The following is a 26,403-nucleotide window of genomic DNA, read 5'->3' as shown; positions in this document are numbered from 1 at the left end:
GGCATGGCCCACGCCAGAAATACCACAACCATGCATTACGGCCATGCATTACGGATGCTCGCTTTCCGCATGCACGGCTTCGCGCCGCACCAGGTAAATGCCGCTGCCGATGATGATGGCCGCGCCGATCAGGGTGTATTCGTCGGGCAAGGCGCGCCACAGCATCCAGTCCAGCGCCATGCCCCAGGCCAGGGCCGAGTATTCGAACGGCGCCACGCTGGACGCCTTGCCATGGCGAAACGCCTCCGTGATCGCCAGCTGTCCCAGGAAGCCACTCAGCGACAAGCCCGCCAGCAGCCACCAGTCTTCGCGGCGGATGCCCACCCACTCGTGCGCCGACAGGGCCACGCCGCCCAGGGCCATCATCACCATCAGCCAGAAGACCATGCTTTCGCTGGCGTCCGTGCGGCTGAGGATGCGGCCCGTGACGGCGGAAATGGCGTAACAGGCGGCCGAGCCCAGCACGGCCAGCCCGGCCACCGAAAAGAATCCCGAACCGCCGGGCCGCAGCGCCACCAGCACGCCCAGCAAGCCCACGGCGATGGCGCACCAGCGCGCAAAGTCCACTTTTTCCTTCAGGATAAAAACCGACAGGACCGTGATCAGCAAGGGGGCGACGAAAAACAGCGCATACGTCTCGGCCAGCGACATCCGCTTCAGGCCGTAGGCGAACAGGGTGATCATCAGCACGCCCAGGACGCCGCGCAACAGGTGCAGCGGCCAGCGCACCTTCAGCACGTTCTTGAAGGCGCCGCGGTACAGCAGGTACAGGCAGACGAGCGGCAAGGACGACAGGGCGCGCAAGGCCGTCACCTGCATCGGTGGATAATGGGCGGACAGCAGCTTCATGGCTGTGTCCATCAGAGAAAACATGGCGACGGCGACCAGCATCACATAGATGCTGCGCAGGTTTTGATTGCGGGGTAACAGGACAGACTCCTGGCGAAAGAGCGGGACCGTCATCATGGCGACGGCCGGAGCCAGGACAGCATGGTATGAAAAGGCAGTGCCAGGCGGTCAGCCCGATTATAACAAGCGCGGCCGTTTTACCTTATGACACAGGCAACAGCATCACCAGTTTCAAGTCGTGCTGGCGCGCCAGGTGCAGGGTCACTTGATTGAACGCAAGCAGGCCCTGTTGCGCATGCCGGAACTGGCGCAAGCCGCCATCGCGGCCCAGCACCTGCTGCGCGCCCCACCACTGGCGAAATTCAAGGCTGGCATCGGCCAGTGCGGCGATCAGGCCGGCCAGCGGCGCCTGATCCGCCTGACGGCCGATATCGGCGCGGAACTCCGCCACTAGGCGCTGCGCCCGCTCGGGCCAGCCGATGACCAGGTCGCGCGCACCAGGTTCCAGGAACATGAAGCGCAACTGGTTCGGCGCGTCCCCGTCGCCGTGCAGCCAGCCCGTAAACAGCGTGGACGCCGCCCCGTTCCACGCCACGGCATTCCATGCGCGGTCGAGGATGTACGCGGGCGCGTCGATGGCGGTGACGATGGCTGCCAACTCGGCGGCGGCGGGTCCCCCGCCCTCGCCCGTGCCATGGCTGGGGTCATGCTTGTCGGCCACCTCGAACAGGTAGGCGCGCTCGGCCGCGCTCAGCTGCAGCACCTGCGCCAGGCGGGCCAGCATCTTGGCCGATGCCGACACGGGCCGCCCCTGCTCCAGCCACGTCAGCCAGGTGGGGCTGACATCGCACAGCTGTGCCAGCTCTTCGCGCCGCAAACCGGGCGTGCGCCGCCGTCCGCCGCCGGGCAAGCCGGCCATGGCGGGGGTGACGGCTTCGCGCCGGGCGCGGATGAATTCAGCAAGTTTGTTCGACATGACGAGGATGCATGGTAGTAGATATACCAGTATAAGTTATGGTCTTGTTACAGGATAATTTTATCCCTATTCTGCAGGAACTCAGCCATCAACAGGAGAAAACCATGCAGCAGCACGATGTCGTTACCGAACAGTTTGGCAAGACGGCGAATGCCTACCTGAGCAGCGCGATACACGCGCAAGGCGCCGACCTGGTGCTGATGCAGGAATGCGCACGCCGCCATGGCAAGCCCGTCGTCCTGGACCTGGGCTGCGGTGCCGGCCACGCCAGCTTCGCCGTCGCCCCCGTGGCGCAATCGGTGGTCGCCTACGACCTGGCGCAACCCATGCTCGACGTGGTCGATTGCGCCAGGGCGCAGCGCGGCTTGCACAATATCAGCACGCAACAGGGCGACGTGGCCAGGCTTCCGTTTGCCGACGCCAGCTTCGACATGGTCGTCACGCGCTTTTCCGCGCACCACTGGAACGATGTGGCGGGAGCCCTGGCCGAAGCGTGGCGCGTGCTGCGCCCGAACGGCACCTTATTAGTCGTTGATATCGTCGCGCCCAAGACGGCCCTGTACGACAGCACCTTGCAGGCGGTGGAAATGCTGCGCGACGCGTCGCACGTACGCGACTACCGCAGCTGCGAATGGGGCGCCAAGTTCAACAATGCGGGCTTTACGCACAGCTTGCGCAGCGTGTGGAAACTGACGATGCAGTTCGACGAGTGGGTGGCGCGCATGCGCACGCCAGGCGAAAGAGTGGCGGCCATCCGCAACCTGTTCGATGGCGCGCCCGAGGAAGCGCGCAGATATTTTGCGCTGCAGGACGACTATTCGTTCAGCATCGATGCGGCCATGTTCGAGGCGACCAAGCCGTCGGTACAATAAAAAAACGGCGCCGATGGCGCCGTTTTTTTATGCGAACAAGAAACGCTTAAGCCAGTTGGCCCAGCAAGGTTTCCGCATTCGACACTTCAAACTTGCCGCCTTGCTCGATGTTCAATTGCGTCACGACGCCATTGTCGACCAGCAGCGAGTAGCGCTGCGAGCGCGTGCCCATGCCGTGCTTGAAAAAATCGGCGTCCAGGCCCAGGGCCTTGCTGTAGGCGGCGTTGCCGTCAGCCATCATGCGCACGATGCCGGTAGCTTTCTGGTCGCGGCCCCAGGCGCCCATCACGAACGCGTCGTTGACGGAGATGCACCAGATTTCATCGACGCCTTTGGCTTTCAGGTCGGCAGCGTGCTTGACGTAGCCCGGCACATGCTGTGCGGAACAGGTCGGGGTGTAGGCGCCTGGCAGGCCGAAGATGGCGATCTTCTTGCCCTTGACCAAGTCTTGCACGTTGAATGTGTTCGGGCCCAGTGCGCAGCCTTCGGTTTCGCTTTCGATGAATTCGGCCAGGGTGCCTTCTGGCAGGGTGTCGCCGATCTTGATGGTCATATTGACTCCTTGTGTACTGTCGGTTGAAGGCGCCGCCCGTTCCATGGAGCGGACAGCGCCCGTGATCTGGTTCTGCCGGCATGCTGCCGACACTGCGCGATAGTATGCCTGACTTGCCGTATTTGTGCAGAAAGTGGCAGGAAAGGCAAAGGTAAAAGTCAAAAACCCGGCAAAAAAACGGCGGCCCTCAGGCCGCCGTCATCGTTGCATGCATCACATCACCTTAGTCGGCCTGTTTGCGCAGGAAGGCGGGAATGTCATACGTCTCCATGCCATTCTTTTCCATCGCGCGCACTTGCTCGGAAGCCGATTCGCGGCGCCATACTGCCGGCGCCTTCATGCCGTCGAAACCGGCAGCCGGCGTAGCCACGCCAACTGTCGTCGTCGCCGCTTGCGCGCTACCCATGGCAGCCGATGGAGTCAACGGGCTGTTGTGGGTACCGGTGCGCAGCACTTGCTGCGGTACCAGCTGGATGTTTTTCTTCGCACGGCCCAGGCCGGTGGCCACCACGGTAACGCGGATGTCGTCGCCCATGGCGTCGTCGTAGGCGATACCTTGCGCGATCGACGCGTCCGGCGCGGCAAACGCGCGCACGGCGGCCATGACTTCCTTGATCTCTTTACCTTTCAAGCCACGGCTGGCCGTGACGTTGACCAGCACGCCGCGCGCGCCGGACAGGTCGATACCGTCCAGCAGCGGCGAAGCGACAGCCTGTTCCGCGGCGATGCGTGCGCGGTCGACGCCGGAAGCCGTCGCCGTACCCATCATGGCCTTGCCCTGCTCGCCCATGATGGTTTTCACGTCGTTGAAGTCAACGTTGATATGGCCTGGCACGTTGATGATCTCGGCAATGCCGGCCACCGCGTTGTTGAGCACATCATCGGCATGCTGCATCCATTCCAGCATGCTTTCGTCTTCGTAGATCTCTTCCAGTTTTTCGTTGAGGATGATGATCAGCGAATCGACGTGCAGGGACAGCTGCTCCAGGCCTTCGTCGGCGATGTCCATGCACTTCTGGCCTTCATACGAGAATGGCTTGGAAACCACGGCCACCGTCAGCGCGCCCAGTTCCTTGGCCACTTCGGCCACGATAGGAGCGGCGCCCGTGCCCGTGCCGCCGCCCATGCCGGCAGCGATGAAGACCATGTGCGCGCCGCGCAGCGAATCGGCGATGCGCGTGCGCGATTCTTCCGCCAGCTGGCGGCCGACAGCAGGCTTCATGCCGGCGCCCAGACCGGTATCGCCGATCTGGATGATGTTGTGGGCCTTCGATGTCGACAGGGCCTGTGCGTCGGTGTTGGCGGCAATGAACTCCACACCCGACATGCCTTTGTTGATCATGTGTTGGACTGCATTGCCACCCGCACCGCCGACGCCGACGACCTTGATGACGGTACCTAAAGCTGTGTTATCGACCATATCGAACTCCATGATGTGCTCCTATCAGATGCGGTTTCCAAGCGCCAGGCCTCATATTGGTAGGAGAACTGGAGATTGAAAACTGCGGTTAAATATAAAATAAAGTTATGTGTGTGTACCTGCGATGCTGCCAAAAAACCTGTGCTGCCGGGCCTGAAGTACGCCCTTAAAAATTCCCTAAAAACCATTCCTTCATGCGCTGCCAGACTGCCTTCACCGAGCCGTCCTGACGCGTCACGATGTGACCGCGCAGGTATTGCTTCTTCGCTTCCAGCAGCAGGCCCAATACCGTGGCATAGCGTGGGCTGCGCACCACGTCGGCCAGCTGGCCCCGATACTCGGGCGTGCCCAGGCGCGCCGGTTTCAGGAAAATGTCTTCCGCCATTTCCACCATGCCGGGCATGATGGAGGTGCCGCCCGTGAGCACGATGCCCGACGACAGCACGCCTTCGTAACCGGATTCGCGCACCACCTGGTGCACCATCGCGAACAGCTCTTCGACACGTGGCTCGATCACTGCCGCCAGCGCCTGGCGCGACAGGTTGCGTGGGCCGCGGTCGCCCAGGCCAGGCACTTCCAGCGATTCACCGGGATCGGCCAGGACCTGCTTGGCCACGCCATAGCGGATCTTGATTTCTTCCGCTTCCGCGGTCGGGGTACGCAAGGCCATGGCGATGTCGTTGGTGATCTGGTCGCCGGCGATGGGAATGACTGCCGTATGGCGGATCGCGCCATCGGAAAATACCGCCACATCGGTCGTGCCGCCGCCGATGTCGATCAGCACCACGCCCAGTTCCTTCTCGTCGGGCGTGAGCACCGCATCGGCGGACGCCATCGGCTGCAGGATCAGGTCCGACACTTCCAGGCCGCAGCGGCGCACGCACTTGACGATGTTCTGCACCGCCGACACGGCGCCGGTGACGATATGCACCTTCACCTCCAGGCGGATGCCGCTCATGCCGATAGGCTCGCGCACATCTTCCTGGCTGTCGACGATGAACTCTTGCGGCACCGTGTGCAGCAATTGCTGATCGGTCGGAATGTTAACCGCTTTTGCCGTCTCGATGACGCGCGCCACGTCGGTCGCCGTCACTTCCTTGTCCTTGATGGCCACCATGCCGCTGGAATTGAAGCTGCGGATATGGCTGCCCGCAATGCCCGCATACACATTGCGGATCTTGCAGTCGGCCATCAGCTCGGCCTCTTCCAGCGCGCGCTGGATGGACTCCACCGTGGCCTCGATATTGACCACCACGCCCTTTTTCAGGCCCTTCGATTCGTGCTGGCCCAGCCCGATCACTTCGTGGCGCCCGTCGGACATCACTTCGGCTACCACCGCCACCACTTTCGAGGTGCCGATGTCGAGGCCGACGATCAGGTTTTTCGCGTCTTTTGTCATTTCTTTCGCCTAGTTTTTTGGGCTATTAATTGATTAATTGATTATTCGGTTAAGTCGGTTTTTTAATCGGACTGCCATTTTTCTTCTTGATTGCCGCTGCCGGCCTGCCATCCTTGCCTTCGGCCGGTATCACCAGGCCGGCGGAACTGAGCGCCAGGCCATTCTGGTAACGCATATCGATCGTGTCGATATTTTCCAGCCGGCTCGCCAGCTGAGGGTAAATGCCCACCAGCCGGTCGACCCGCGCCTTCAGGGTCGTATGATTCTGCTCGCGTCCCAGCGCCACGCTCATGCCGTTATCCAGTTTTACGGTCCACGCATAGCGGCTCGACAGCGACAGGGTTTCCGGCACCATCTTCAGCGGCGCAAACCACTTTGCCAGCTGCACGTAGGTGGCCAGCACTTCCTTTTCGCTGCCATCCGGTCCCGAAAACGCGGGCAGTTCATGGTCATCCTCGGCCTCGGCCACATTGGCCGTAAACACGTCGCCCTTTACCGACAGCAGGCGTCCGTCCTCGCCCCAGGTGCCCAGCGCTTCGTGTTCTTCCAGCGCCACGATCAGCTGGTTCGGCCACTCGCGCCGCACGCTGGCGCGGCGTACCCAGGGCACCGATTCGAACACGCCGCGCACGCTTTCCAGGTTGGTCGTGAAAAAATTGCCCTTGATGCGGCCCAGTGTGCCGCTGCGCAGGGTCAGATAATTCACGTGGCGCAGGCCCTTGTCGTCCGCGCTTTCCACCTTGATCGTGCGCAGGTCGAACATGGGACGCTGCGACACCCACCAGACGCCGGCGGCCACGCACACGACCAGCACCGCGGCCAGCAGGCCGTTGGCAGTCGTATTGAGGCTTTTAGCGTCATGCCACATATCAGCGCCGTCCCTTGTGCATTTTCAGGCTTGCGCCGGCAACGATTTCCAGGCACAGGTCTTCATAGCTGGTGCCTTCCGCGCGCGCCGCCATCGGCACGAGCGAGTGCCCGGTCATGCCGGGCGAGGTATTCACCTCCAGCAAAAACAGCTTGCTGTCGACCGCGCGCATCAGCACATCGACCCGTCCCCAGCCTTCGCAGCCGAGGGCGCGGTACGCCGCCAGGGCGATGCGTTCCATCTCGGCGATGATGGCCGGGTCCAGCTGCGGCGGGCAGAAATACTGCGTATCGTCTGTGAAGTACTTGTTCTGGTAATCGTAATTGCCTTGCGGCGCGACGATTTCGATCGGCGGCAACGCGCGCGCCGTGGCGCCCTTGCCCAGGATCGCGACGGTGAACTCGCGGCCCTTGATGAATTCCTCGGCCAGCACCGAATCATCGAGGCCGGCGGCGATGTCGTAGGCGGCCTGGAAGGCGGACGCTTCGTTGACCGTCGTGATACCGATGCTCGAGCCTTCATGCGGCGGCTTGACGATCAGCGGCAAGCCCAGTTCCGCAGCGACCTTGGCCAGATCGGAACTGTCGTCCAGCACCGCGTACTTTGGCGTCGGCAGCTGGTGCATCAGCCAGACCATCTTGGTATAGACCTTGTCCATGCCCACCGAGCAAGCCATCACGCCGCTGCCCGTGTACGGGATGCCCAGCTGTTCCAGCGCGCCCTGCAGGCTGCCGTCTTCGCCGAAGCGGCCGTGCAGCGCGATGAAGACGCGGTCAAACTTTTCAGCGGCCAGTTCGGCCAGGCTGCGTTCGCCCGTGTCGAAGCCATGCGCATCCACGCCATGGCTTTTCAAAGCGGCCAGCACGCCCGCGCCGGACATCAGCGACACTTCGCGCTCGGCCGAACGGCCGCCGAACAGGACGCCGACCTTGCCCAATTGTTTTACGTCGATAGCTGAAGCTTGGTTCACATCAGGCCTTTACAGTGTTGGATTGATACGTTGTCAGTTGTTGCGGGATGCCGCTGATCGAGCCGGCTCCCATGGTCAGCACGACGTCGCCGTCGCGCGCCACGCTCATGATGGTGTCGGCCATGTCCGTCATGGACTCGACGAAAATCGGTTCGATCTTGCCGCGCGCGCGCAGCGCATGCGCCAGTGCGCGGCCGTCAGCGGCGACGATAGGCGCCTCGCCCGCCGCATACACTTCGGACAAGAGCAGCACGTCGGGCGCACCCAATACCTTGACGAAATCCTCGAACAGGTCGCGCGTGCGGCTGTAGCGGTGCGGCTGGAACGCCAGCACCAGGCGGCGGCCAGGATAGGCGGCGCGCGCGGCGGCCAGCGTCACTTCCGTTTCCACCGGATGGTGGCCGAAATCGTCGACCAGCGCGAAGCTGCCGCCATTCGGCAGCGCCACGTCGCCATAGCGCGTGAAGCGGCGGCCCACGCCGGAAAACTCGGCCAGGCCCTGCTGTGTGGCGCTGTCGGCAATGCCGATTTCGCGCGCGATGGCGATCGCCGAGCAGGCATTCTGCACATTGTGCATGCCGGGCTGGTTCAGCACCACGTCGAGGTCGGGATAGCCGTCCTGCAGCACGGTGAAATGCATTTCCAGGCCCACGGCGCGCGCGTTGATGGCGCGCACTTGCGCGTCTTCCGCGAAACCGTAGGTGGTGACGGGCTTGGTGACGGACGGGATGATGGCGCGCACGTGCGGATCGTCGATGCACAGCATGGCGCGGCCATAGAACGGCAAGCGGTGCGTGAACTGCACGAAGGCCTGCTTGAGTTTTTCGAAATCGTGCTCGTAGGTGTCCATGTGATCGGCGTCGATATTCGTGATCACTTCGATCATCGGCGTCAGGTTCAGGAACGAGGCATCCGATTCATCGGCTTCGGCTACCAGGTAGTCGCCCGAGCCCAGCTTGGCGTTCGCGCCGGCGCTGGTCAGGCGGCCGCCGATGACGAAAGTCGGATCGAGACCGCCCTGCGCCAGCACGGAAGCGACCAGGCTGGTGGTCGTCGTCTTGCCGTGCGTGCCGGCGATGGCGATACCGCGCTTCAGGCGCATCAATTCACCGAGCATCACGGCGCGCGGCACCAGCGGAATCTTGCGCGCGCGCGCGGCCGCCACTTCCGGATTGTCTTGCGGGACGGCGCCCGACGTCACCACCGCATCGGCGTCGCCGATGTTCTCGGCCGCGTGGCCCAGCATGACGGTCGCGCCCAGGCTCGCCAGGCGCTGCGTCGCCGCATTGCTGCCCAGGTCGGAGCCCGACACCTTGTAGCCGAGGTTGACCAGCACTTCGGCGATGCCGCTCATGCCGCTGCCGCCAATGCCGACAAAGTGGATATTGTTTACTTTATGCTTCACAGAGCTAACCTCATGCCAGTTTTTCCAATACGTGTGCGATCGCCTCATTGGCGTCGCGCTTGCCTGCTGCCAGTGCCGCTTGCGCCATATGCTGGCAGGTATCGCGGCTCAGCGATGCCAGCAGGGTGCTCAGCGACGCCGCACTCATTTCCGTCTGCGGCAGATGAATCGCCGCGCCTTGTTTTGCCATCCATTGCGCGTTGTCGCGCTGATGGCTGGTGGTCGACGCCACCAGCGGCACGAGCACACTGGCCACGCCGGCCGCCGTCAATTCCGACAGGGTGATGGCGCCCGCACGGCAAATCACCAGATCGGCCTCGGTATACGCCTTGGCCATGTCGTCGATGAAGTCGACCACATTGGCTTGCACGCCCGCCTGCGCATATGCGGCATGCAAGGCGTCGATATTCTTCTTGCCCGACTGGTGCGTCACCAGCGGGCGTTCGTCCTGCGGCATCAGCGCCAGCGCGGCAGGCAGATTGTCGTTCAGCGCCTTCGCGCCCAGGCTGCCGCCCACCACCAGGATGCGCAGCGGGCCGCTGCGGCCCGCGAAACGCGTGGCTGGCGGCGCCATGGCAAGGATTTCCGCGCGCACGGGATTGCCCGTGACGACGGCCTTGCCGGCGGCACTGCCAAAATCGGCGGGAAAGCCGAAGCACACTTGCTGCGCCAGCGGCACCAGCGTCTTGTTCGACAACAGCAGGGCCGCGTCGGCATTGACCAGAACCAGCGGCACGCCTTTCAGGCGCGCCATCAGGCCGCCCGGCACGGTGACGTAGCCGCCCATGCCCATCACCACGTCCGGCTTGCGGCTGGCGATGAAACGGCGGATGGCAAAGAAGCTGGCCAGCATCTTGAAGCCGCCTTGAATGGTGTGCGCCAGACCCTTGCCGCGCATGCCGGAAAATGCGATGGCGTCCATGGGAATGCCGCTCTTCGGCACCAGTTCCTGTTCCATGCCGTGGGTCGTGCCCAGCCAGCTCACCTCCCAGCCGCGCGCGCGCATCGTCTGCGCAATCGCCAGGCCGGGGAAAATATGGCCGCCGGTGCCGGCCGCCATGATCATCAGTCTTTTCGTCGTTTTCAAGTTCGTCGCGTTGTTCATAGCCGGCCTCCCCGCATGAGGATCCGGTTTTCGTAATCGATGCGCAGCAAAATCGCCAGGCCGATACAGTTAATCAGTACGCCCGTGCCGCCATAACTCATCAAGGGCAAGGTCAGGCCCTTGGTCGGCAGCAGGCCCAGGTTCACGCCCATGTTGATGAAGGTCTGCACGCCGATCCAGATGGCGATGCCTTTCGCCGTCAGTCCCGCGAAGGTCTGGTCGATGGCGATCGCCTGGCGGCCGATGTCGAACGCCCGCTTGATAATCCAGTAAAACATGCCGATCACGACCAGCACGCCCACCAGGCCCAGCTCCTCGCCGATCACGGCCAGCAAAAAGTCCGTGTGGGCTTCGGGCAGGTAATGCAGTTTTTCCACGCTGCCGCCCAGTCCCACGCCAAACAGTTCGCCGCGCCCAAAGGCGATCAGCGAGTGCGTCAGTTGGTACGCCTTGTTCAGCGCATTGTCTTCCTGCCACGGATCGAGATACGCAAAAAACCGCTCGCGGCGGAATTTCGACAGGGCGATGATGGTGACGAAGATCGCCGTCAGCATGGCGCCGATGCCGCCGAACCAGATGGCGTTGACGCCGCCCAAAAACAAAATGCCCATGGCGATGCAAACGATCACGCCAAAAGCGCCCAAATCGGGCTCCATCAGCAGCAGCAAGCCGACGAAGCTGACGGCCAGCGCCATCGGCATGAAGCCCTTGGTCAGCTTGTGCATGTATTCCTGCTTGCGCACCGTGTAATCGGCCGCATACAGCACCATCACCACCTTCATCAGCTCGGACGGCTGCGGCCGCAGTCCCGGCAAGTTCAGCCAGCGGCGGCCGCCGTTGACCGACACGCCCAGGCCAGGTATCAGCACCATCACCAGCAGCACCAGGGTGCCGATGAACAGCCACGGCGCCATCTTTTGCCAGGTGGCGACGGGGATGCGGAACACCAGCGCGCCGACAATGATCGAAATACCGATGAACAGCGCCTGGCGCACGACAAAATAATTGTTCGTGTAGGCGGCAAACTTGCGCGCATCCGACAGCGAGATCGATGCCGAATACACCATCACCATGCCCAGCAACATGAGCAGCAGGACGACCCATACCAGCGGCTTGTCATAGTCCATCATCTTCGACTGCCGCGCGCGGCTGTCCAGCGGCTTGGCAGCCGAGCCGGAACCAAAGCTGAAGGGCAGTTGGAAAGCCATCAGATATCCTGTCCGTTTTCAAGGGCGATGTCGCGCACGGCGTCGACAAACACCTGCGCGCGGTGCGCATAGTTCTTGAACATGTCCAGGCTGGCGCACGCGGGCGACAGCAGCACGGCATCGCCAGCCAGCGCCAGGCTGCTGGCGCGCTTGACGGCTTCCGGCAAGGTGGCGCAATCGATGATATCCACGCCGGCCGGCTCGAGCGCCGCGCGCAAGGCAGGCGCATCGCGGCCGATCAGCACCACGGCGCGCACATAGCGCGACACGGGTTCGGCCAGCGGCGAGAAATCCTGCCCCTTGCCGTCGCCGCCGGCGATCAGCACCAGGCGCTGTTCCGCGCCGCCAAACGCCTTGCCCAAGCCAAACAGAGCCGCCACGGTCGCGCCCACATTCGTGCCCTTGCTGTCGTCGTAGTATTCAACCTCGCCCACTGCAGTGATCAGCTCCACCCGGTGCGGCTCGCCCTGGTATTCGCGCAAGCCATGCAGCAGCGGCGCGAATGGCAGGCCGATTGCGCGGCACAGGGCCAGCGCCGCCAGCGCATTCGCGGCATTGTGCTGGCCGCGGATTTTCAGCGCGTCGGCCGGCATCAGCTTTTTCGCCATCGTCGGCACCGGTTCCGGCGCCGGATCGTTCTTCCTGCGTTTTTTCTCGATGACTTCTTCGCTGGGCACGGCTTGCGCCAGCCAGAAGATGCCCCGTTCGTTGACCAGCCCAAAGCTGTCCACGTCAAGCGGCTCGCCCGTGCCGAAGGTGATGGTCTCGACCAACGGGTCGGCCATGTGCATCACGGCCGCATCGTCGCGGTTCAATATGCGCACGGTCTGGTCGCCGAAGATGCGCGCCTTGTCGGCGGCATACGCCGCCATGTCGCCATGCCAGTCCAGGTGGTCCTGCGACAGATTCAAGACCGTGGCCGCATCGGCTTGCAGGCTGAATGTTGTGTGCAGCTGGAAGCTGGACAGTTCCAGGATCCACGCTTGCGGCAAAGTGCTGGCGGCGGGTTCCGCCACTTCAGCTTCCACATCCACCGGCTGCGGCGCAGGCTCGGCATCGAGCACTTCGCGCAGCACGTCCAGCGCGGCCGGGCTGATATTGCCGGCTACGCGCGTGGCAAGGCCGGCGCGTTCGCACAGCAAGCCTACCAGGCTGGTGACGGTCGTCTTGCCATTCGTGCCCGTGATGGCGATGACTTTCGGCGCATAGCCGCGTTCCGCCTTGAGCGCGGCCAGAGCTTGTGCGAACAGTTCGATCTCGCCCCACACGGGGATGTTTTTCTCAGCAGCGGCCGGCGCAATCTGCGCCAGTTCGCGGCCTGGCGCCAGGCCTGGGCTGACGGCGACAAAGTCCACGCCGTCAAGCAGGTCGGCCGTAAAGGCGCCGGAGATGAACTGCGCCTGCGGCACGGCGGCCTGCAATGCGGCCAGGCGCTCCGGGGTTTCCCTGGTGTCGGCCACGCGCACGGTCGCACCGCTGCGGGCCAGCCACTGGGCCATGGCCAGGCCGGACTCCCCGAGGCCCAGTACCAGTGCGGTTTTAGCGTCGTACATCATCAGCGCAGCTTCAAGGTGGTCAGGCCGAGCAGCACCAGCATCATGGTGATGATCCAGAAACGCACGACAACCTGCGTCTCCTTCCAGCCTTTTTGTTCAAAATGGTGATGCAATGGCGCCATCAGGAAGACGCGACGGCCAACGCCAAAGCGCTTCTTGGTGTACTTGAACCAGACGACCTGGATGATCACGGACAGCGTTTCAACGACGAAGATGCCGCCCATGATGAACAGGACGATTTCCTGGCGCACGATGACGGCGATGGTGCCCAGTGCGCCGCCCAGTGCCAACGCGCCCACGTCGCCCATGAACACTTTCGCGGGATGGGTGTTATACCAAAGGAAGGCAAGGCCGGAACCGGCCAGCGCGCCGCAGAAGATCACCAGTTCGCCGGCGCCCGGGATATGCGGGATGAACAGGTAGCGCGCATACGTGGCATTACCCGTCAGGTAGGCGAACAGGCCCAGGGCCGTGCCCACCATCACGGTCGGCATGATGGCCAGGCCGTCAAGGCCATCGGTGAAGTTGACGGCGTTGCTAGTGCCGACGATGACGCAATAAGTCAGCGCGATGAAGCCCCACACGCCCAACGGATAGCTGATGGTCTTGAAGAACGGGACGATCAAATCGGCCTTCGGCGGCAAGTCCATAGCGAAGCCCGACTGCACCCAGGCGTAGATCAGATTCCACACCTGGCCGGCATTGGGCTCGGAGATGGAGACGGAAAACGCCAGGTAAAACGCGGCGGCGATGCCGATCAGCGACTGCCAGAAGTATTTTTCGCGCGAGCGCATGCCTTCCGGGTCCTGGTGCACCACCTTGCGGTAGTCGTCGGCCCAGCCGACGGCACCAAAACCCAGGGTGACGATCAGCACAGGCCAGATGAAACGGTTCGACAGGTCGGCCCACAGCAGAGTGGAAATGCCGATGGCGATGAGGATCAGCACACCGCCCATGGTGGGGGTGCCGTGTTTTTTCAGATGCGTTTGCGGGCCATCCGTACGCACGGCCTGGCCGACCTTCATGCGCGTGAGCATGCGGATCACGGCGGGACCGGCGCACAGGCCGATCAAAATCGCCGTCAGGGTGGCGAAGACGGCGCGGAACGTGATGAAGTTAAAGACCCGCAATGGGCCAATGTCGTCCTGGAAATAATGAGCGAGCCAGAGCAGCATGATTAGTGAGCTTCCTTGTTATTGTTGTTTGAACCAATCAAATGCTGCACGGCCCGTTCCATCTTCATGAAACGGGAGCCCTTGATTAATACTGTTGCATCCGAACGGCCGGACAAATGCGCATCGAGCGCCGCCAGCAAACCGTCGAACTGTTCGAAATACTCCACGACCGTGCCTGATTCCTGGCTCGCGGCTGCCTGCGCCGGATTGACCAGATGGCGCGCCAGGCCGCCCGTCGCCAGCACGTGTTCGATGCCTTTGGCGGCGGCGTAAGCGCCGATCTCTTCGTGGAACTGCTGCCCCTGCGTACCGACTTCACCCATCTCGCCCAGCACCAGGATGCGCGGTGCCGCGGCCTGCGCCAGCACATCGATGGCCGCGCGCGCCGAATCCGGATTGGCGTTATACGTGTCGTCGATGATGGTGGCGCCATTGGCGGCGCGTTTTTTCTGCAGCCGACCGTTCACGGGAGAAAACGCCTCCAGGCCCTGCTTGATATGTTCTGGCGCGATGCCAGCGCCAATGGCGCATGCCACCGCCGCCAGCGCATTGCGCACATTGTGTTCGCCTGCCGCCTGCAAGCCCACGAAGAACTGTCGCAAGCCGCCGTCCTGTGCGCGCACGCTGACGAACAGGTCGCTGCCAAAATCCTCGGCCGCGCGGTGCGTGCAGCTGACATCCGCCTCTTTCGACAGGCCGAAAGTGATGACGGCGCGCGCGCCTGCCAGTTCGCGCCACACGGGCGTGAATTCATCGCCATGCGGGAAGACGGCCACGCCGTCATGCGTCAGGGCTGCCAGCGCGGCGCCGTTCTCGCGCGCCACCGCTTCCACCGTATGCATGAATTCCTGGTGCTCGCGCTGCGCATTGTTGACCATTGCCAGGGTTGGCGCGGCAATCGCCGCCAGTCGGGCAATCTCGCCAGGGTGGTTCATGCCCATCTCGATGACGGCCGCCTTGTGTGCTTCATTCAGGCGGAACAGGGTCAAGGGCACGCCGATCTCGTTATTCAGGTTGCCGCGCGTGGCCAGCCGGCCCTCTTCGGCAAAAGCGGCCGCCAGGATGGATGAAATCATCTCCTTGACGGTGGTCTTGCCGTTGCTGCCGGTGACGCCGATGACGGGCAAACTGAAACGACAGCGCCAGTGATTGGCGATGCGGCCCAGCGCGGCCAGGCTATCGGCGACCACGATGGCCGGCACCTTGCTGCTGTCCCAGCCTGCCGGCAGGCGCTCGACCACCACAGCGGCGACGCCGCGCGCGGCCACCTGGTCGAGGAAATCGTGGGCGTCGAAACTCTCGCCGCGCAGGGCGACGAACAGCGAACCGGCTTGGGCGCTGCGGCTGTCGGTGGATACGCCGTCAAAAACGGCGTCGCCCGTCAGCTGTGCGCCGTCCAGCGACGGCATCAATTCAGCCAGGCTTGCGTGCATCAGGCTATCCATCAATTCGTCCTCATCATCGTCAGGCGCGCGGACAGGGCCAGCTGCGCATGGTCGGCATCGGAGAACGGCAGTTTCTTTCCCTTGATTTCCTGGTACGGCTCATGGCCCTTGCCCGCCAACAGGATCACGTCCGGCTTGGCCGCGTGCTTGATGGCCGACAAAATGGCCCCGGCGCGGTCTTCGATGGCTTGCGGCTGCGGACCGTCGGCACGCATGCCGGCGACGATCTGCGCGATGATGGCGTGCGGGTCTTCGCTGCGCGGATTGTCGCTGGTGACCAGCACGTGATCGGCCAGCTGCGCGATGGCACCCATCTGCGGACGCTTGCCGGGATCGCGGTCGCCGCCGCAGCCGAACACGCACCACAACTGGCCGCCCCGCTCCTGCGCCACCTGGCGCAAGGCAGTCAGAGTTTTTTCCAGCGCGTCAGGCGTATGCGCATAATCGATGACGACCATCGGCGCTTCCTGACCGCCCACCTGCTGCATGCGGCCGGGCGCCGGCTGCAGGGATTCGATGCCGTCGATGGCGGCGCGCAAGCCGGTGCCATGTGCCAGCAAGGCGCCCAGCACGGCCAGCGCGTTGCTGATATTGAAGTGGCCCACCAGTTGCGTCTTGACGAGCGCAACGCCCAGCGCGCATTCCAGATGGAAGTCGGTGCCGGCATTACGGCTGCGGAACTGGCTGGCGCGCAGCATCAGCACACCCGGCAAATCGGGCAAGGCGGCTGCATCCTGCAGGGTATAGCCGATGACGGGATATTCCCCTGCCAGCTTGCCGTCCACATGGCGGACCAGGCGCAGGCCCATAGGGTCGTCCAGGTTGATGACAGCTGTTTTCAGGCCGGGCCAGTCGAACAGTTTGACTTTGGCCGCCTCGTAGGCCACCATATCGCCATGGTAGTCGAGGTGGTCGCGCGTCAAATTGGTAAACATGGCGACATCGAAATGCATACCGGCCGCGCGTTCCTGGTCCAGGCCGATCGACGACACTTCGATGGCGACGGCCTTGGCGCCGGCGTCGCGCATGGCGGCGAGTTTTCGCGCCAGCAGCACGGCGTCCGGCGTGGTGTAGCCGGTCACGTCGAATTCGATGGCGCCGCGCGGCTTGCACAGGCCTACGCCCAGGGTGCCGATGACGGACGACGTTTCGCCCAGGCGCGCCAGGGCTTGCGCCAGCCACAGCGCGCACGAGGTCTTGCCATTCGTGCCCGTCACGCCGGCGCTGAACATGGCGCTGTCGGGCATGTCGTAAAAAGCATGCGCCACGGGGCCGGCCAGGCGTTTCAGGTCGCCGACCAGCAGGTGCGGCACGCTCCATGCGGCGTTCCATTCAACGGCGTCGTGCACGATGGCGGCGGCGCCCTGCTCGATGGCCGCTTCGATGAAATGCGTGGCGCCTGCGTAGGCGAAAAACACGTCGCCGCGCTGCACGCGGCGCGAATCGGACGTCAGCTGCCCGGACGGTGCAGCCGTTTTGATCCACAAACTGATGTCTTGTATGGTCATGAGTGACTTCACATGGCCTCCGGGCCGGCATTGGCCGGGACCACGATTTCGGTGACGGAGGAATCGGGCGGTACGTTCATCGCGCGCAGCGCGTTGGTCGCAATCGCCGCGAAAGCGGGAGCGGCAACCTGGCCGCCATAGTGGGCCGGGCCGGTCGGTTCATCGATCATCACGGCGATGATGAAGCGCGGCGCCGACATCGGCACCATGCCCACGAAAGAGCCGATGTATTTACGCGGCATCGCATAGCGGCCGTTTTCCACCTTATAGGCGGTACCCGTCTTGCCGCCCACGCGGTAGCCGGCGACCTGGGCGCGCTTGGCCGAGCCGTGCGCGCCGGAGACCACCAGTTCCAGCATGGCGCGCATTTCGGCGGCCGTCTTCGGCTTGATCACTTGCTGGCCCACGGGCAGTTCATTGACCTTCTGGAACGACAGGGGAATCGTGTCGCCGTCGCGCGCGAACATCATATAAGAGCGCGCCAGCTGGATCAGCGAGACGGAAATACCGTTACCGTAGCTCATGGTCGCCTGCTCCACCGGGCGCCACGATTTATACGGACGCACGCGGCCGGCCACGGCACCGGGGAAACCCCATTTCGGCTGCTGGCCGAAGCCCACCTTGGTAAACATTTCCCACATTTCCTGCGACGGCATGCCCAGCGCGATCTTCGAGGTGCCGATGTTCGACGACATTTCGATGATTTCGGAGACATTGATCACGCCGTGCGGCTTGGTGTCGGTGATCGTGCGGTCGGCGATGGTGTAGCGGCCCGGGCCCGTGTCGATCAGGGTGCCCGGCTTGACGCGGCCCGTGTCGAGCGCCAGCGAGACCGTGATCGGTTTCAGGGTCGAACCAGGTTCAAACGTATCGGTCATGACGCGGTTGCGCAGCTGCTGGCCCGTGAGCTTGCGGCGGTCGTTCGGGTCGTAGCTTGGGTAATTGGCCAGGGCCAGCACTTCGCCCGTGTGCACGTCGAGCACCACGGCGCCGCCGGCCTTGGCGTTGAATTTCTCCACCGCTTCCTTCAACTGCGTGAAGGCGATGTACTGGATCTTGCTGTCGACGGACAGGGTCAGATCCTTGCCGTCATGCGGTTCGTGGATGAAGCCGATGTCTTCGACGATGTGGCCCAGGCGGTCCTTGATCACGCGGCGGCTGCCGGTGGTGCCGACGAGGGTTTTCTGCTGCGCCAGTTCCATGCTTTCCTGGCCGACGTCTTCCACGTTGGTAAAGCCCACCACGTGGGTCATTACTTCGCCCTGTGGATAAAAGCGTTTATATTCCTTGCGCTCGTCGATGCCGTCGATGCCCAGCTTGGAAATCTTGTCGGCCACGTCCATCTCGACCTGGCGTTTCAGGTAAACGAAGCTGCGGTCCGAATCGAGCTTCTTGCGCAATTCGTTGACATTCATTTCCAGCAGGCCGGCCAGCGCATTGATTTTCTCGGGCGACGCCTGCAGCACGTCGTCGGGAATGGCCCAGATGGCTTTCACGGGCACGGACGAAGCGAGCACCTGGCCATTGCGATCGGTGATCTTGCCGCGCGTGGCTGGCAATTCCAGGGTGCGCTCATAGCGCGCCTTGCCCTGCTTTTGCAGGAACTGCGTCGACACGCCCTGCAGCCACAGCGCCCGCGCGCCCAGGCCGGCGAAAGCGAAGAACAGCAGAAACAGCACGACGCGCGAACGCCAGACGGGCAGGCGCACCGCCAGTACGGGGTTCTTCGAGAATGGCACGCCTTTCGATGCCGCCACCCGGCCATTGCTGTTACCGCCCAACTTCATTATTCGCCCTCCGTCAGGTATTGCGTCCGTGCCGCCGTCAGCGGCGTCATGCTCAGGTCGCGCCGCGCGATCGATTCGATGCGTTCATGCTTGCCCAAAGTGGACTGGTCCAGCTGCAGTTGCGCCCAGTCGATGTCGAGCTGGCGCGACAGCGCTTGCGCGCGCTCCAGGTCGATCAGCAGGTGGCGCGACTGGTATTGCGCGTTCACCAGCGACAGGCCGCAGCACACCAGCAGGGCCGACAGCACGACACACAGCTTGCCAGTCATCGGGCGCCGCCGTTTGCAGGGGCGGCCAGCGGCAGGCGCTGCGCCACGCGCATCACGGCCGAACGCGAGCGGGGGTTGCCCTCGATCTCGGCGTCGGACGGCTTCATCTTCGAAATCAGCTTCATTTCCGGCTGCGGCAAGTCCACCGCGCGGATCGGCAGGCGGCGGTCAGGCTGCTCCACGTTCGCCTTCGAGGCGAAGAAGCGCTTGACCATGCGGTCTTCCAGCGAGTGAAAACTGATCACGGCCATGCGCGCGCCGGGCGCCAGGCAGGCATATGCCTGGTTCAGGCCGATCTCGAGATCCTCGAGCTCTTTGTTAATGAAAATGCGTATGGCCTGAAAGGTGCGGGTAGCGGGGTCCTTACCCTTCTCGCGGGTCTTGACGGCGCCTGCCACGATGCCGGCAAGCTGTCGTGTGCTTGAAATTGGCTGGACTGCCCGGCCAGCAACAATCGCCTTTGCAATCTGAAAAGCAAACCGTTCTTCCCCATAATCGCGTATCACTTTCTCTAAATTCTGCTCGGTTTCCACCGCCAGCCATTCGGCCGCGGAGATGCCGCGCGTGGTATCCATGCGCATGTCCAGCGGTCCGTCGTTGCGGAAGCTGAAACCGCGCGCCGCGTCGTCGACCTGCGGCGACGAGATGCCCAGGTCGAGCAGGATGCCGTCCACCTGCTGCACGCCGCGTTCGGCCAGGCTGGCCGTCATGGTGGCGAAGCTGTCGTGGACGATTTCAAAGCGGGGGTCGCCGATCTGTTCGGCCGTGGCGATCGCCTGCAAGTCCTTGTCGAAGCCGATCAGGCGCGCGTCGGAGGCCAGGCGCGACAAAATCAGGCGGCTATGGCCGCCGCGGCCAAACGTGCCGTCGACGTAAATGCCGTGCGCGCGGTCGCCCGACAGGTCGAGCGCATCGACCGCTTCATCGAGCAGCACCGTGCGATGCTGAAATTCCGGCACCGTGAGTTGTGTCATTACGGAGCCTTAGAAAGAAAAATTGGAAAGTACATCGGGGGTGCCGGCATCGATCGCCTGCTGTTCTTTGTCGGCCAACTTGGCGGCATCCCATATTTCAAAGTGGCTGCCCATGCCGATCATCATGACTTCGCGCGCCAGCCCGACGGCGTTGCGCAATTCAGGCGAGATCAGCACGCGGCCGGCCGAGTCCAGCTCGACATCGACGGCGTTGCCGAGGAAGATGCGCTGCCAGGCGCGCGCCGACATGGGCCAGGCGGCGATTTGCTGGCGGTGGCTTTCCCACACGGGACGGGGGAAAAACAGCAGGCAGCCATCGGGGTGTTTGGTCAGGGTCAAGCGACCTTCGCATTGAATCGCCAGCGCGTCACGGTGCTTGGCAGGGATAGACATCCTGCCTTTGGCATCGAGATTGATTGCGGACGCGCCTTGAAACACGGAAGACCTTTTTTGAGCTTGGGTTGCGACGCTTGCGCATCATGATGAAAAGGGAAAATTTCCCACAAAAACACACTTTTTCACACAGTTGCCCACTTTAGAGGAAGCAAAGATAGTGGTCAAGCGGTTTCCGATTGGCAAAACAGGAATTTTATTAATGAAATTAAGGACTTAGCGCATATCGTTGAAGGAGTCTCAAATAAAAATATATCGATAAATTAGATACTTATGAAAGATAGTGAATGTGCTACCTCATCTGCACACATGTGTTTTCCTACCGTAAACATCGAAAAAAACGAAATCGAAAAATTGAATTTTTTACAGTTAGTTGACACATGACAATAATTTCGCCATCCAGACGCAACAGCAATCAAGCGCAACGTAAGACTTGGTTTAAAGCAAAAAATAATCGTCCATGGCGCGTATCGGCCCTGTTTTCCGGGGTTGGTCTGACGCAGGAAAACTATTTTTGCAATGCAGCAATTAATTGCAGATAAGAAACTTTAACCAATTATTCACTTTTAGTTGTATATACAACTTTATCTTAAGTGCTATACTTTTAGAAACAAAAAAAGCCCCCTCGCGGGGGCTTTTGGGCGGCGCGCAGCAGGCAAAACGCTGCGGCCGATACGCTCCCTGGCAAACCAGGGAACAGGAATTCAAGTGAAGCAGGCCGGTAGGCCGGATTTTGTTACGGCACCTTCCCTTGCAGGTCGGCGCTATGACAGTCATTCCTCTAGGCGCCAGATTACTCGGGCGCTCAAGCTTTCTACCCGCACGCTCCGCGAGCAGCATCATCGCGTGCCTATTTGAAATTGCACCAGGTGGAGGTTACCGCGTTTCACCGTAACTTAATACGCTCGTCTCTGTGGCCCTATTCCTCGCCTTATACCTTGCGGCTTTCGACGGACGGCCGTTAACCGTCACCCCGCTCTATGGAGTCCGGACCTTCCTCCCGCCAGCGCATTGCTGCGCCGGCCAGCGACTGTCTGGCCTGCTTCACCCGCCATTGTACCGCGCCGCAGCATGTTTCTGCAAAAGCGCGGCGTGGCCATCGAGGGATTGTGTAATTCGGTGTCGCCATTTCAAAAGCCGGGCCAAATCGGCTCACATAGAATGAGGCAAGCTGCTTGCATGCAAGCGCATGCGCACCGCTTGCCCCACTTCTTTGCCACCCACTAGAATATAAAGAGCCGAACATGACGCAACAATCCCGTACCGGCGGCCAGATCCTGGTCGATGCCCTGCAGATCCACGGTGTCGACACCGCCTTTGGCGTGCCTGGCGAAAGCTACCTCGACGTGCTCGACGCCCTGCACGACTCGGGCATCCGCTTCATCATCAACCGCCAGGAAGGCGGCGCCGCCTTCATGGCCGAAGCCTACGGCAAGCTGACGGGCAAGCCGGGCATCTGCTTCGTCACGCGCGGACCGGGCGCCACCAACGCCTCGATCGGCGTGCACACGGCCTACCAGGATTCCACCCCGATGATCCTGTTCATCGGCCAGGTGGGCAATGATTTCGTCGACCGCGAAGCATTCCAGGAAATCGACTACCGCCGCATGTATGGCCAGATGGCCAAGTGGGTGGCGCAGATCGACCGCGCCGAGCGCATCCCCGAATACCTGGCGCGCGCCTTCCAGGTGGCCACCAGCGGGCGTCCCGGACCCGTCGTGCTGGCCTTGCCCGAAGACATGCTCATTTCGCTGGCCACGGTGGCCGACACGCGCGCCTACCAGCCCGTGCAGGCAGCGCCATCGGACGGCCAGTTGCAGCAGCTGCGCAGCATGCTGGCCTCCGCGAAACAGCCGCTGGTCTTGCTGGGTGGCACCACCTGGACGCCGCAAGCGTGCGCCGACCTGCAACAGTTCGCGGAAAGCAATCACCTGCCCGTCGCCTGCGCCTTCCGCTTCCAGGACTTGCTCGACAATGCCCACCCGAACTACATTGGCGACGTCGGCATCGGCATCAACCCGAAACTGGCCGCGCGCGTGAAAAATGCCGACCTGGTCATCGCCATCGGCCCGCGCCTGGGTGAAATGACAACGGGAGGCTACACCCTGTTCGACTCGCCCGTGCCGCGCCAGCGCCTGGTGCACATCCATACGGATGCCGAGGAGCTGGGCAGCGTCTACCAGGCCGAACTGATGATCAACAGCGGCATGCCGCAAGTGTGCGCCATGCTGGCCGCCATGGCGCCCGTCGATGCTGCCGCATGGAAACATACGCCGGCCGAAGCGAAGGCCGAGCTGGCCGCCTACCAGGAGCGCCCGCCCATCTTCCAGGATGGCCAGGCGCCGCTGGACCTGTGGCAAGTGACGCAAGAAATCATGGCGCGGGCCCCCGCTGACACCATCCTGACGAACGGCGCCGGCAATTACGCCTCGTGGGCGCACCGTTTTTACCGCTACGGCGGCATGCGCACGCAGCTGGCGCCAACGAATGGCGCCATGGGCTATGGCGTGCCGTCCGGCGTGGCGGCGAAGATCGTGCACCCCGAGCGCACCGTGATCACCTTTGCCGGCGACGGCGAATACATGATGAATGGCCAGGAATTGGCCACCGCCGTGCAATACCAGGCGGGCGTGGTCATCATCGTCTTCAACAACCAGATGTTCGGCACCATCCGCATGCACCAGGAACGCGATTACCCGGGTCGCGTGTCGGGCACGACCCTGCACAACCCGGATTTTGCGGCGCTGGCGCAAGCGTATGGCGCGCATGGCGAAGTGGTGGCTACGACAGAAGAGTTCGCCCCTGCCCTGCAGCGGGCGCTGGCGCACGCCAAGGCGCACAACTTGCCGGCCCTGATCGAGCTGCGCTACGACGGCAACCTGATCACGCCGAATGCGACGCTCGCCACCATCCGGGCGAATGCGGAAAAGGCGCAAGCGGCCCAGTAAGCCCCTTGCTGCGTTGAAAATAACAAAGGCCCGGTCGATACCGGGCCTTTTTCTTTTTCACAGCAACAATCGCTCAGGCGGCGGGCGCTGGTGCGCTTTCCTCGGCAGGCACCGCCTCGGCGGGCGCCTGCGGCATCGGCGGGCACGGCGTGCAATGCTTCAGGGGACGGCCGAAATCGCGCACGCGGCTCAGTTTCATGGGCATGCGCACGTTGCCGCCGCAGTAATCGCCTTCCAGGGTCAGGGTCTGCCCATCTTTGGAAAACTTGCCGACGATGGTGCGCTCTTCGCTGTCGGCGCCGGCGATGGTGAAGTCGAAGGCGCCCGTGGCGGCGTCCAGGTTGACGTCGTTGGCCACGATGGGCCAGCTCAGGGCGCCTGCCGTGAATTCATAGATGACGGAATCGGCCTCGGCAAAACGGTGCAGGGTCACGCGCTGGCCGCCGATTTCGCCGCTATCCTTTTGCAGGCACAGGTCGGAATAGACGGCCACGCCATAGCGCTCCAGTCCGGCCGGCTTCTTGCCCTTGACGGCAGCGACAGCGGCGCCCGTGGCGCCAGCGAACAGCAGCGCGGCCAGCAAGACAGCCAGGCGCGGCGAGGTGGATGGATACATGGCATTCCTTTACATGAGTAACGGCGCCATTATAACTGGCGCCGCAAATGCAAAAACGCGCCGCCAGGACTAGCCTGGAGACGCGTTTCCTTGCTTGTCAGCATCCCCGAAGGGATGCTGACAGCGGTACTAAGCTTCGCTTGCGCGAATATTAGAACGAGTGACGAACGCCAACGTTGAAGGCTTTGTCGCCCGAACCAACGTTGCTGTTGTTACCAACGGTGTAGGATGCGCCGTTTTTGTTCTTGATTTTAGCGTACGAAGCGTAGGTGCTGGTGCGCTTCGACAGAGCGTACGAGTAGCCCACTGCCCATTGATCAGCGTCAGCATTGGCGATGGTTTTGTCGTTCGTGCGGATGAACGAAGCCATCACGGTGCCAGCTGGGCCAACAGGTACGGTTGCGCCGACCAGGATGTTGTTGCTGTCGGTGCTAGCAGCAGCTGGAGCGTAGTTGTAGTAGTTGTTGCCGTTAGCATCAACGCCTTTGTTATTCATCTGGGCGCTCTTCAAACCTTTGTTTGCGCCGTATGCGACGTAAGCTTTAGCAACTGCGAAGTCGTAGTTAGCTGCAGCCAACCAGTTACGTGCGCTAGCGGCTTGAACGCCGACGTCGTCGTTGCTGGTGTTGTTGTAAGCCAGACGTGCATTCAAAGGACCGTTCGAGTAGCCAGCCGACGCGCCGATTTGACGGCCGTACTTGTTCGACTCAGCTTTTTCGCCGAAGGTGTAAGCCACGTCAGCGTCAAAGCCGTTGAAGTTTGGCGAGGTGTACAGCACGGTGTTGCTGGTGCGGGTGTTCGCTGGGAACAGGTTCTTGGCGGAACCAGCGTAGCCCACTGCGAATGGATCAGCAACTTTCGACAGGGTGTTGTACCAAGGGGTGTATTGACGACCCAGGGTCAGGGTACCGCTCGTTTTGCTGCTCAGGCCTACGTAAGATTGACGACCGAACAGGCCTTCGTCTTTACCTTGCGCGCCGTTGTCTACGCCGAAACCAGCTTCCAGAACGAACAGAGCCGACAGGCCGCTGCCCAGATCTTCGGTACCTTTGAAGCCCAGACGGGAAGCCGAAGCAACGCCGCTGTCCAGTTTATTCACGGAGCCAGCTTTGCCGCCGCGCTCGCTGACGAAACCAGCGTCAACGGTACCGTAGATAACAACGCTCGATTGAGCTTGGGCTACGCCGGTGGCTGCTGCCAGAACTGCCAGGGTGATCAGAGTTTTTTTCATTGCGATTTCCTTTAATTTTGAAGCAAAAAGTAATACAGCCTATGCATCTCGAGCTGCGCTCTAACAGAGCGCTTTTTATGAGTGAGGGCAAGGTCTCCACCTGCCACATTGCTGTTCCGGTCAGGGGAACAATTCATATCGGTATCGGCACGCTATTGCACCGATAAGCTTGAAGGCTGCAGAGCGACCGTATTTTCATGCGCCGGTTCGGTGCTCAAAGGGCACCGGAAGCGGCACTATAACGACCGTTTCACATTCCATCAAGTTCCAACATGTTACTTCCGGTACCAGGCCGAGTGCGTTTTCAGGCATCCCGGTCATCGCCAACCGTACTACGCGACAGAGCCAGTGCCCCTTGCCAACCAATGCATTGGCCTGATTGACCATTCCATCATAACGCATGCCTTGTCGACACCCGTTGTATTAGTGCAACAGTATCAGGCGCATGATTAAAACGTCAACATGCTTTACCCGCCATTTGCCCTGCATGATTTACGCGACAAAGCGCACAATTTGTCAGGCGATAATGGATAAACGGGACGAAGCATACACGGCATCGCCAATGTTTGCTGCCGGATGCCCGCAAACGGGAAATATGACGCCCTGTTTTGGTGCGTTGCCGCATTATTCAGGGGCGTAGGCGCGATTTTCGATGTCGGCGCGCGCGTCAGGAAAATAGGCAGAGTATCAATATAATTACTGACTTTCCGGTAATTTAAATTGCTCACATAGAAATGTTTTCCATGTTTTCCAGCGCGCGCATGGAGTACCGGCTTGGAACGGATGAGGACGACTGTTGCTTGTAAATTTCGCATCAGTTGAAACAATTTCTTACAATGTTGCCTTCTCAATATTTTGACATATTTGTGTCAAAAA

The 26,403-nt window shown here is 62.0% G+C and carries 22 protein-coding genes and 1 other RNA gene; 2 read left to right on the top strand and 21 right to left on the bottom strand.

All coding sequences use genetic code 11. The annotated features are described in order from the left end of the window. Window positions 1-48: 48 nt before the first annotated feature. Both BZG29_RS05670 and BZG29_RS05665 read right to left on the bottom strand, forming a co-directional pair. A complete protein-coding gene (locus BZG29_RS05670; RefSeq protein ID WP_077408973.1) occupies window positions 49-891 on the bottom strand; it encodes a DMT family transporter in 843 nt (280 codons plus the stop codon). A gap of 160 nt (window positions 892-1,051) precedes the next feature. Further along, window positions 1,052-1,825 (bottom strand): helix-turn-helix transcriptional regulator, encoded by a 774-nt coding sequence (locus tag BZG29_RS05665; protein WP_077399866.1) that lies wholly within the window; start codon window positions 1,823-1,825, stop codon window positions 1,052-1,054. A gap of 104 nt (window positions 1,826-1,929) precedes the next feature. Between BZG29_RS05665 and BZG29_RS05660 the strand changes: the two genes are divergently transcribed. Next, complete coding sequence (locus BZG29_RS05660; protein WP_077399863.1) at window positions 1,930-2,697, top strand: class I SAM-dependent methyltransferase; 768 nt, start codon at window positions 1,930-1,932, stop codon at window positions 2,695-2,697. Between the two features lie 46 nt (window positions 2,698-2,743). Here BZG29_RS05660 and BZG29_RS05655 read toward each other — a convergent pair whose 3' ends face one another. From BZG29_RS05655 to rnpB, 17 genes are all read right to left on the bottom strand, one after another. Beyond that, on the bottom strand, window positions 2,744-3,250 hold the full coding sequence (locus tag BZG29_RS05655; RefSeq protein ID WP_077399860.1) for a peroxiredoxin: 507 nt from the start codon (window positions 3,248-3,250) through the stop codon (window positions 2,744-2,746). Window positions 3,251-3,473: 223 nt separating this feature from the next. Beyond that, on the bottom strand, window positions 3,474-4,682 hold the full coding sequence (gene ftsZ, locus BZG29_RS05650; RefSeq protein ID WP_034748865.1) for a cell division protein FtsZ: 1,209 nt from the start codon (window positions 4,680-4,682) through the stop codon (window positions 3,474-3,476). Between the two features lie 154 nt (window positions 4,683-4,836). Further along, window positions 4,837-6,069 (bottom strand): cell division protein FtsA, encoded by a 1,233-nt coding sequence (ftsA, locus tag BZG29_RS05645; protein WP_010394955.1) that lies wholly within the window; start codon window positions 6,067-6,069, stop codon window positions 4,837-4,839. 49 nt (window positions 6,070-6,118) lie between these two features. Beyond that, entirely contained in the window at window positions 6,119-6,937 is an 819-nt protein-coding gene (locus BZG29_RS05640) for a cell division protein FtsQ/DivIB (protein ID WP_077399856.1), read from the bottom strand. A 1-nt stretch (window position 6,938) separates the two neighbouring features. Then, the gene (locus BZG29_RS05635) at window positions 6,939-7,907 is read right to left on the bottom strand and encodes a D-alanine--D-alanine ligase (protein WP_077399853.1); all 969 of its coding nucleotides are present in this window, start codon (window positions 7,905-7,907) and stop codon (window positions 6,939-6,941) included. Between the two features lies 1 nt (window position 7,908). Continuing rightward, entirely contained in the window at window positions 7,909-9,312 is a 1,404-nt protein-coding gene (murC, locus tag BZG29_RS05630; RefSeq protein ID WP_077399850.1) for a UDP-N-acetylmuramate--L-alanine ligase, read from the bottom strand. Between the two features lie 10 nt (window positions 9,313-9,322). Next, a complete protein-coding gene (murG, locus tag BZG29_RS05625; protein ID WP_077399847.1) occupies window positions 9,323-10,417 on the bottom strand; it encodes an undecaprenyldiphospho-muramoylpentapeptide beta-N-acetylglucosaminyltransferase in 1,095 nt (364 codons plus the stop codon). Then, window positions 10,414-11,625, bottom strand: a complete 1,212-nt coding sequence (gene ftsW / locus BZG29_RS05620; RefSeq protein WP_035824835.1) for a putative lipid II flippase FtsW — start codon at window positions 11,623-11,625, stop codon at window positions 10,414-10,416. The genes murG and ftsW overlap by 4 nt, the downstream gene beginning before the upstream one ends. Further along, a complete protein-coding gene (murD, locus tag BZG29_RS05615; protein ID WP_077399844.1) occupies window positions 11,625-13,181 on the bottom strand; it encodes a UDP-N-acetylmuramoyl-L-alanine--D-glutamate ligase in 1,557 nt (518 codons plus the stop codon). The genes ftsW and murD overlap by 1 nt, the downstream gene beginning before the upstream one ends. Further along, window positions 13,181-14,356 carry a phospho-N-acetylmuramoyl-pentapeptide-transferase gene (gene mraY / locus BZG29_RS05610; RefSeq protein WP_077399841.1) on the bottom strand — a complete coding sequence of 392 codons (1,176 nt, stop codon included), beginning with the start codon at window positions 14,354-14,356 and terminating at the stop codon, window positions 13,181-13,183. Before mraY ends, murD begins: the two co-directional genes overlap by 1 nt. A gap of 2 nt (window positions 14,357-14,358) precedes the next feature. Beyond that, window positions 14,359-15,789 (bottom strand): UDP-N-acetylmuramoyl-tripeptide--D-alanyl-D-alanine ligase, encoded by a 1,431-nt coding sequence (gene murF / locus BZG29_RS05605; protein ID WP_077408972.1) that lies wholly within the window; start codon window positions 15,787-15,789, stop codon window positions 14,359-14,361. An 11-nt stretch (window positions 15,790-15,800) separates the two neighbouring features. After that, window positions 15,801-17,309, bottom strand: coding sequence for a UDP-N-acetylmuramoyl-L-alanyl-D-glutamate--2,6-diaminopimelate ligase (locus BZG29_RS05600; RefSeq protein ID WP_077399839.1), 1,509 nt, complete (start codon window positions 17,307-17,309; stop codon window positions 15,801-15,803). Between the two features lie 8 nt (window positions 17,310-17,317). Continuing rightward, a complete protein-coding gene (locus tag BZG29_RS05595) occupies window positions 17,318-19,096 on the bottom strand; it encodes a penicillin-binding protein 2 (RefSeq protein WP_034748891.1) in 1,779 nt (592 codons plus the stop codon). After that, the gene (gene ftsL / locus BZG29_RS05590) at window positions 19,096-19,365 is read right to left on the bottom strand and encodes a cell division protein FtsL (RefSeq protein ID WP_034748894.1); all 270 of its coding nucleotides are present in this window, start codon (window positions 19,363-19,365) and stop codon (window positions 19,096-19,098) included. Before ftsL ends, BZG29_RS05595 begins: the two co-directional genes overlap by 1 nt. Next, a complete protein-coding gene (gene rsmH / locus BZG29_RS05585; protein WP_077399835.1) occupies window positions 19,362-20,339 on the bottom strand; it encodes a 16S rRNA (cytosine(1402)-N(4))-methyltransferase RsmH in 978 nt (325 codons plus the stop codon). Before rsmH ends, ftsL begins: the two co-directional genes overlap by 4 nt. A 9-nt stretch (window positions 20,340-20,348) precedes the next feature. After that, window positions 20,349-20,777, bottom strand: coding sequence for a division/cell wall cluster transcriptional repressor MraZ (mraZ, locus tag BZG29_RS05580; protein ID WP_034748899.1), 429 nt, complete (start codon window positions 20,775-20,777; stop codon window positions 20,349-20,351). Window positions 20,778-21,438: 661 nt separating this feature from the next. Beyond that, window positions 21,439-21,778, bottom strand: an RNA gene (rnpB, locus tag BZG29_RS05575) — RNase P RNA component class A. 198 nt (window positions 21,779-21,976) lie between these two features. Here rnpB and BZG29_RS05570 point away from each other — a divergent pair. Then, on the top strand, window positions 21,977-23,680 hold the full coding sequence (locus tag BZG29_RS05570; protein WP_077399832.1) for a thiamine pyrophosphate-binding protein: 1,704 nt from the start codon (window positions 21,977-21,979) through the stop codon (window positions 23,678-23,680). Window positions 23,681-23,753: 73 nt separating this feature from the next. On the opposite strand, the gene BZG29_RS05565 is transcribed toward BZG29_RS05570, so the two are convergent. Further along, complete coding sequence (locus tag BZG29_RS05565) at window positions 23,754-24,296, bottom strand: hypothetical protein (RefSeq protein WP_077399829.1); 543 nt, start codon at window positions 24,294-24,296, stop codon at window positions 23,754-23,756. A 151-nt stretch (window positions 24,297-24,447) separates the two neighbouring features. Then, a complete protein-coding gene (locus BZG29_RS05560) occupies window positions 24,448-25,527 on the bottom strand; it encodes a porin (RefSeq protein ID WP_077399826.1) in 1,080 nt (359 codons plus the stop codon). Window positions 25,528-26,403 lie beyond the last annotated feature (876 nt).

The sequence above is a fragment of the Janthinobacterium sp. LM6 genome, from assembly GCF_002002885.1.
Lineage (GTDB): Bacteria > Pseudomonadota > Gammaproteobacteria > Burkholderiales > Burkholderiaceae_D > Janthinobacterium > Janthinobacterium kumbetense.
The sequence above is the reverse complement of the archived record's forward strand: the minus strand, read 5'-3'. Positions and strand labels throughout refer to the sequence as shown.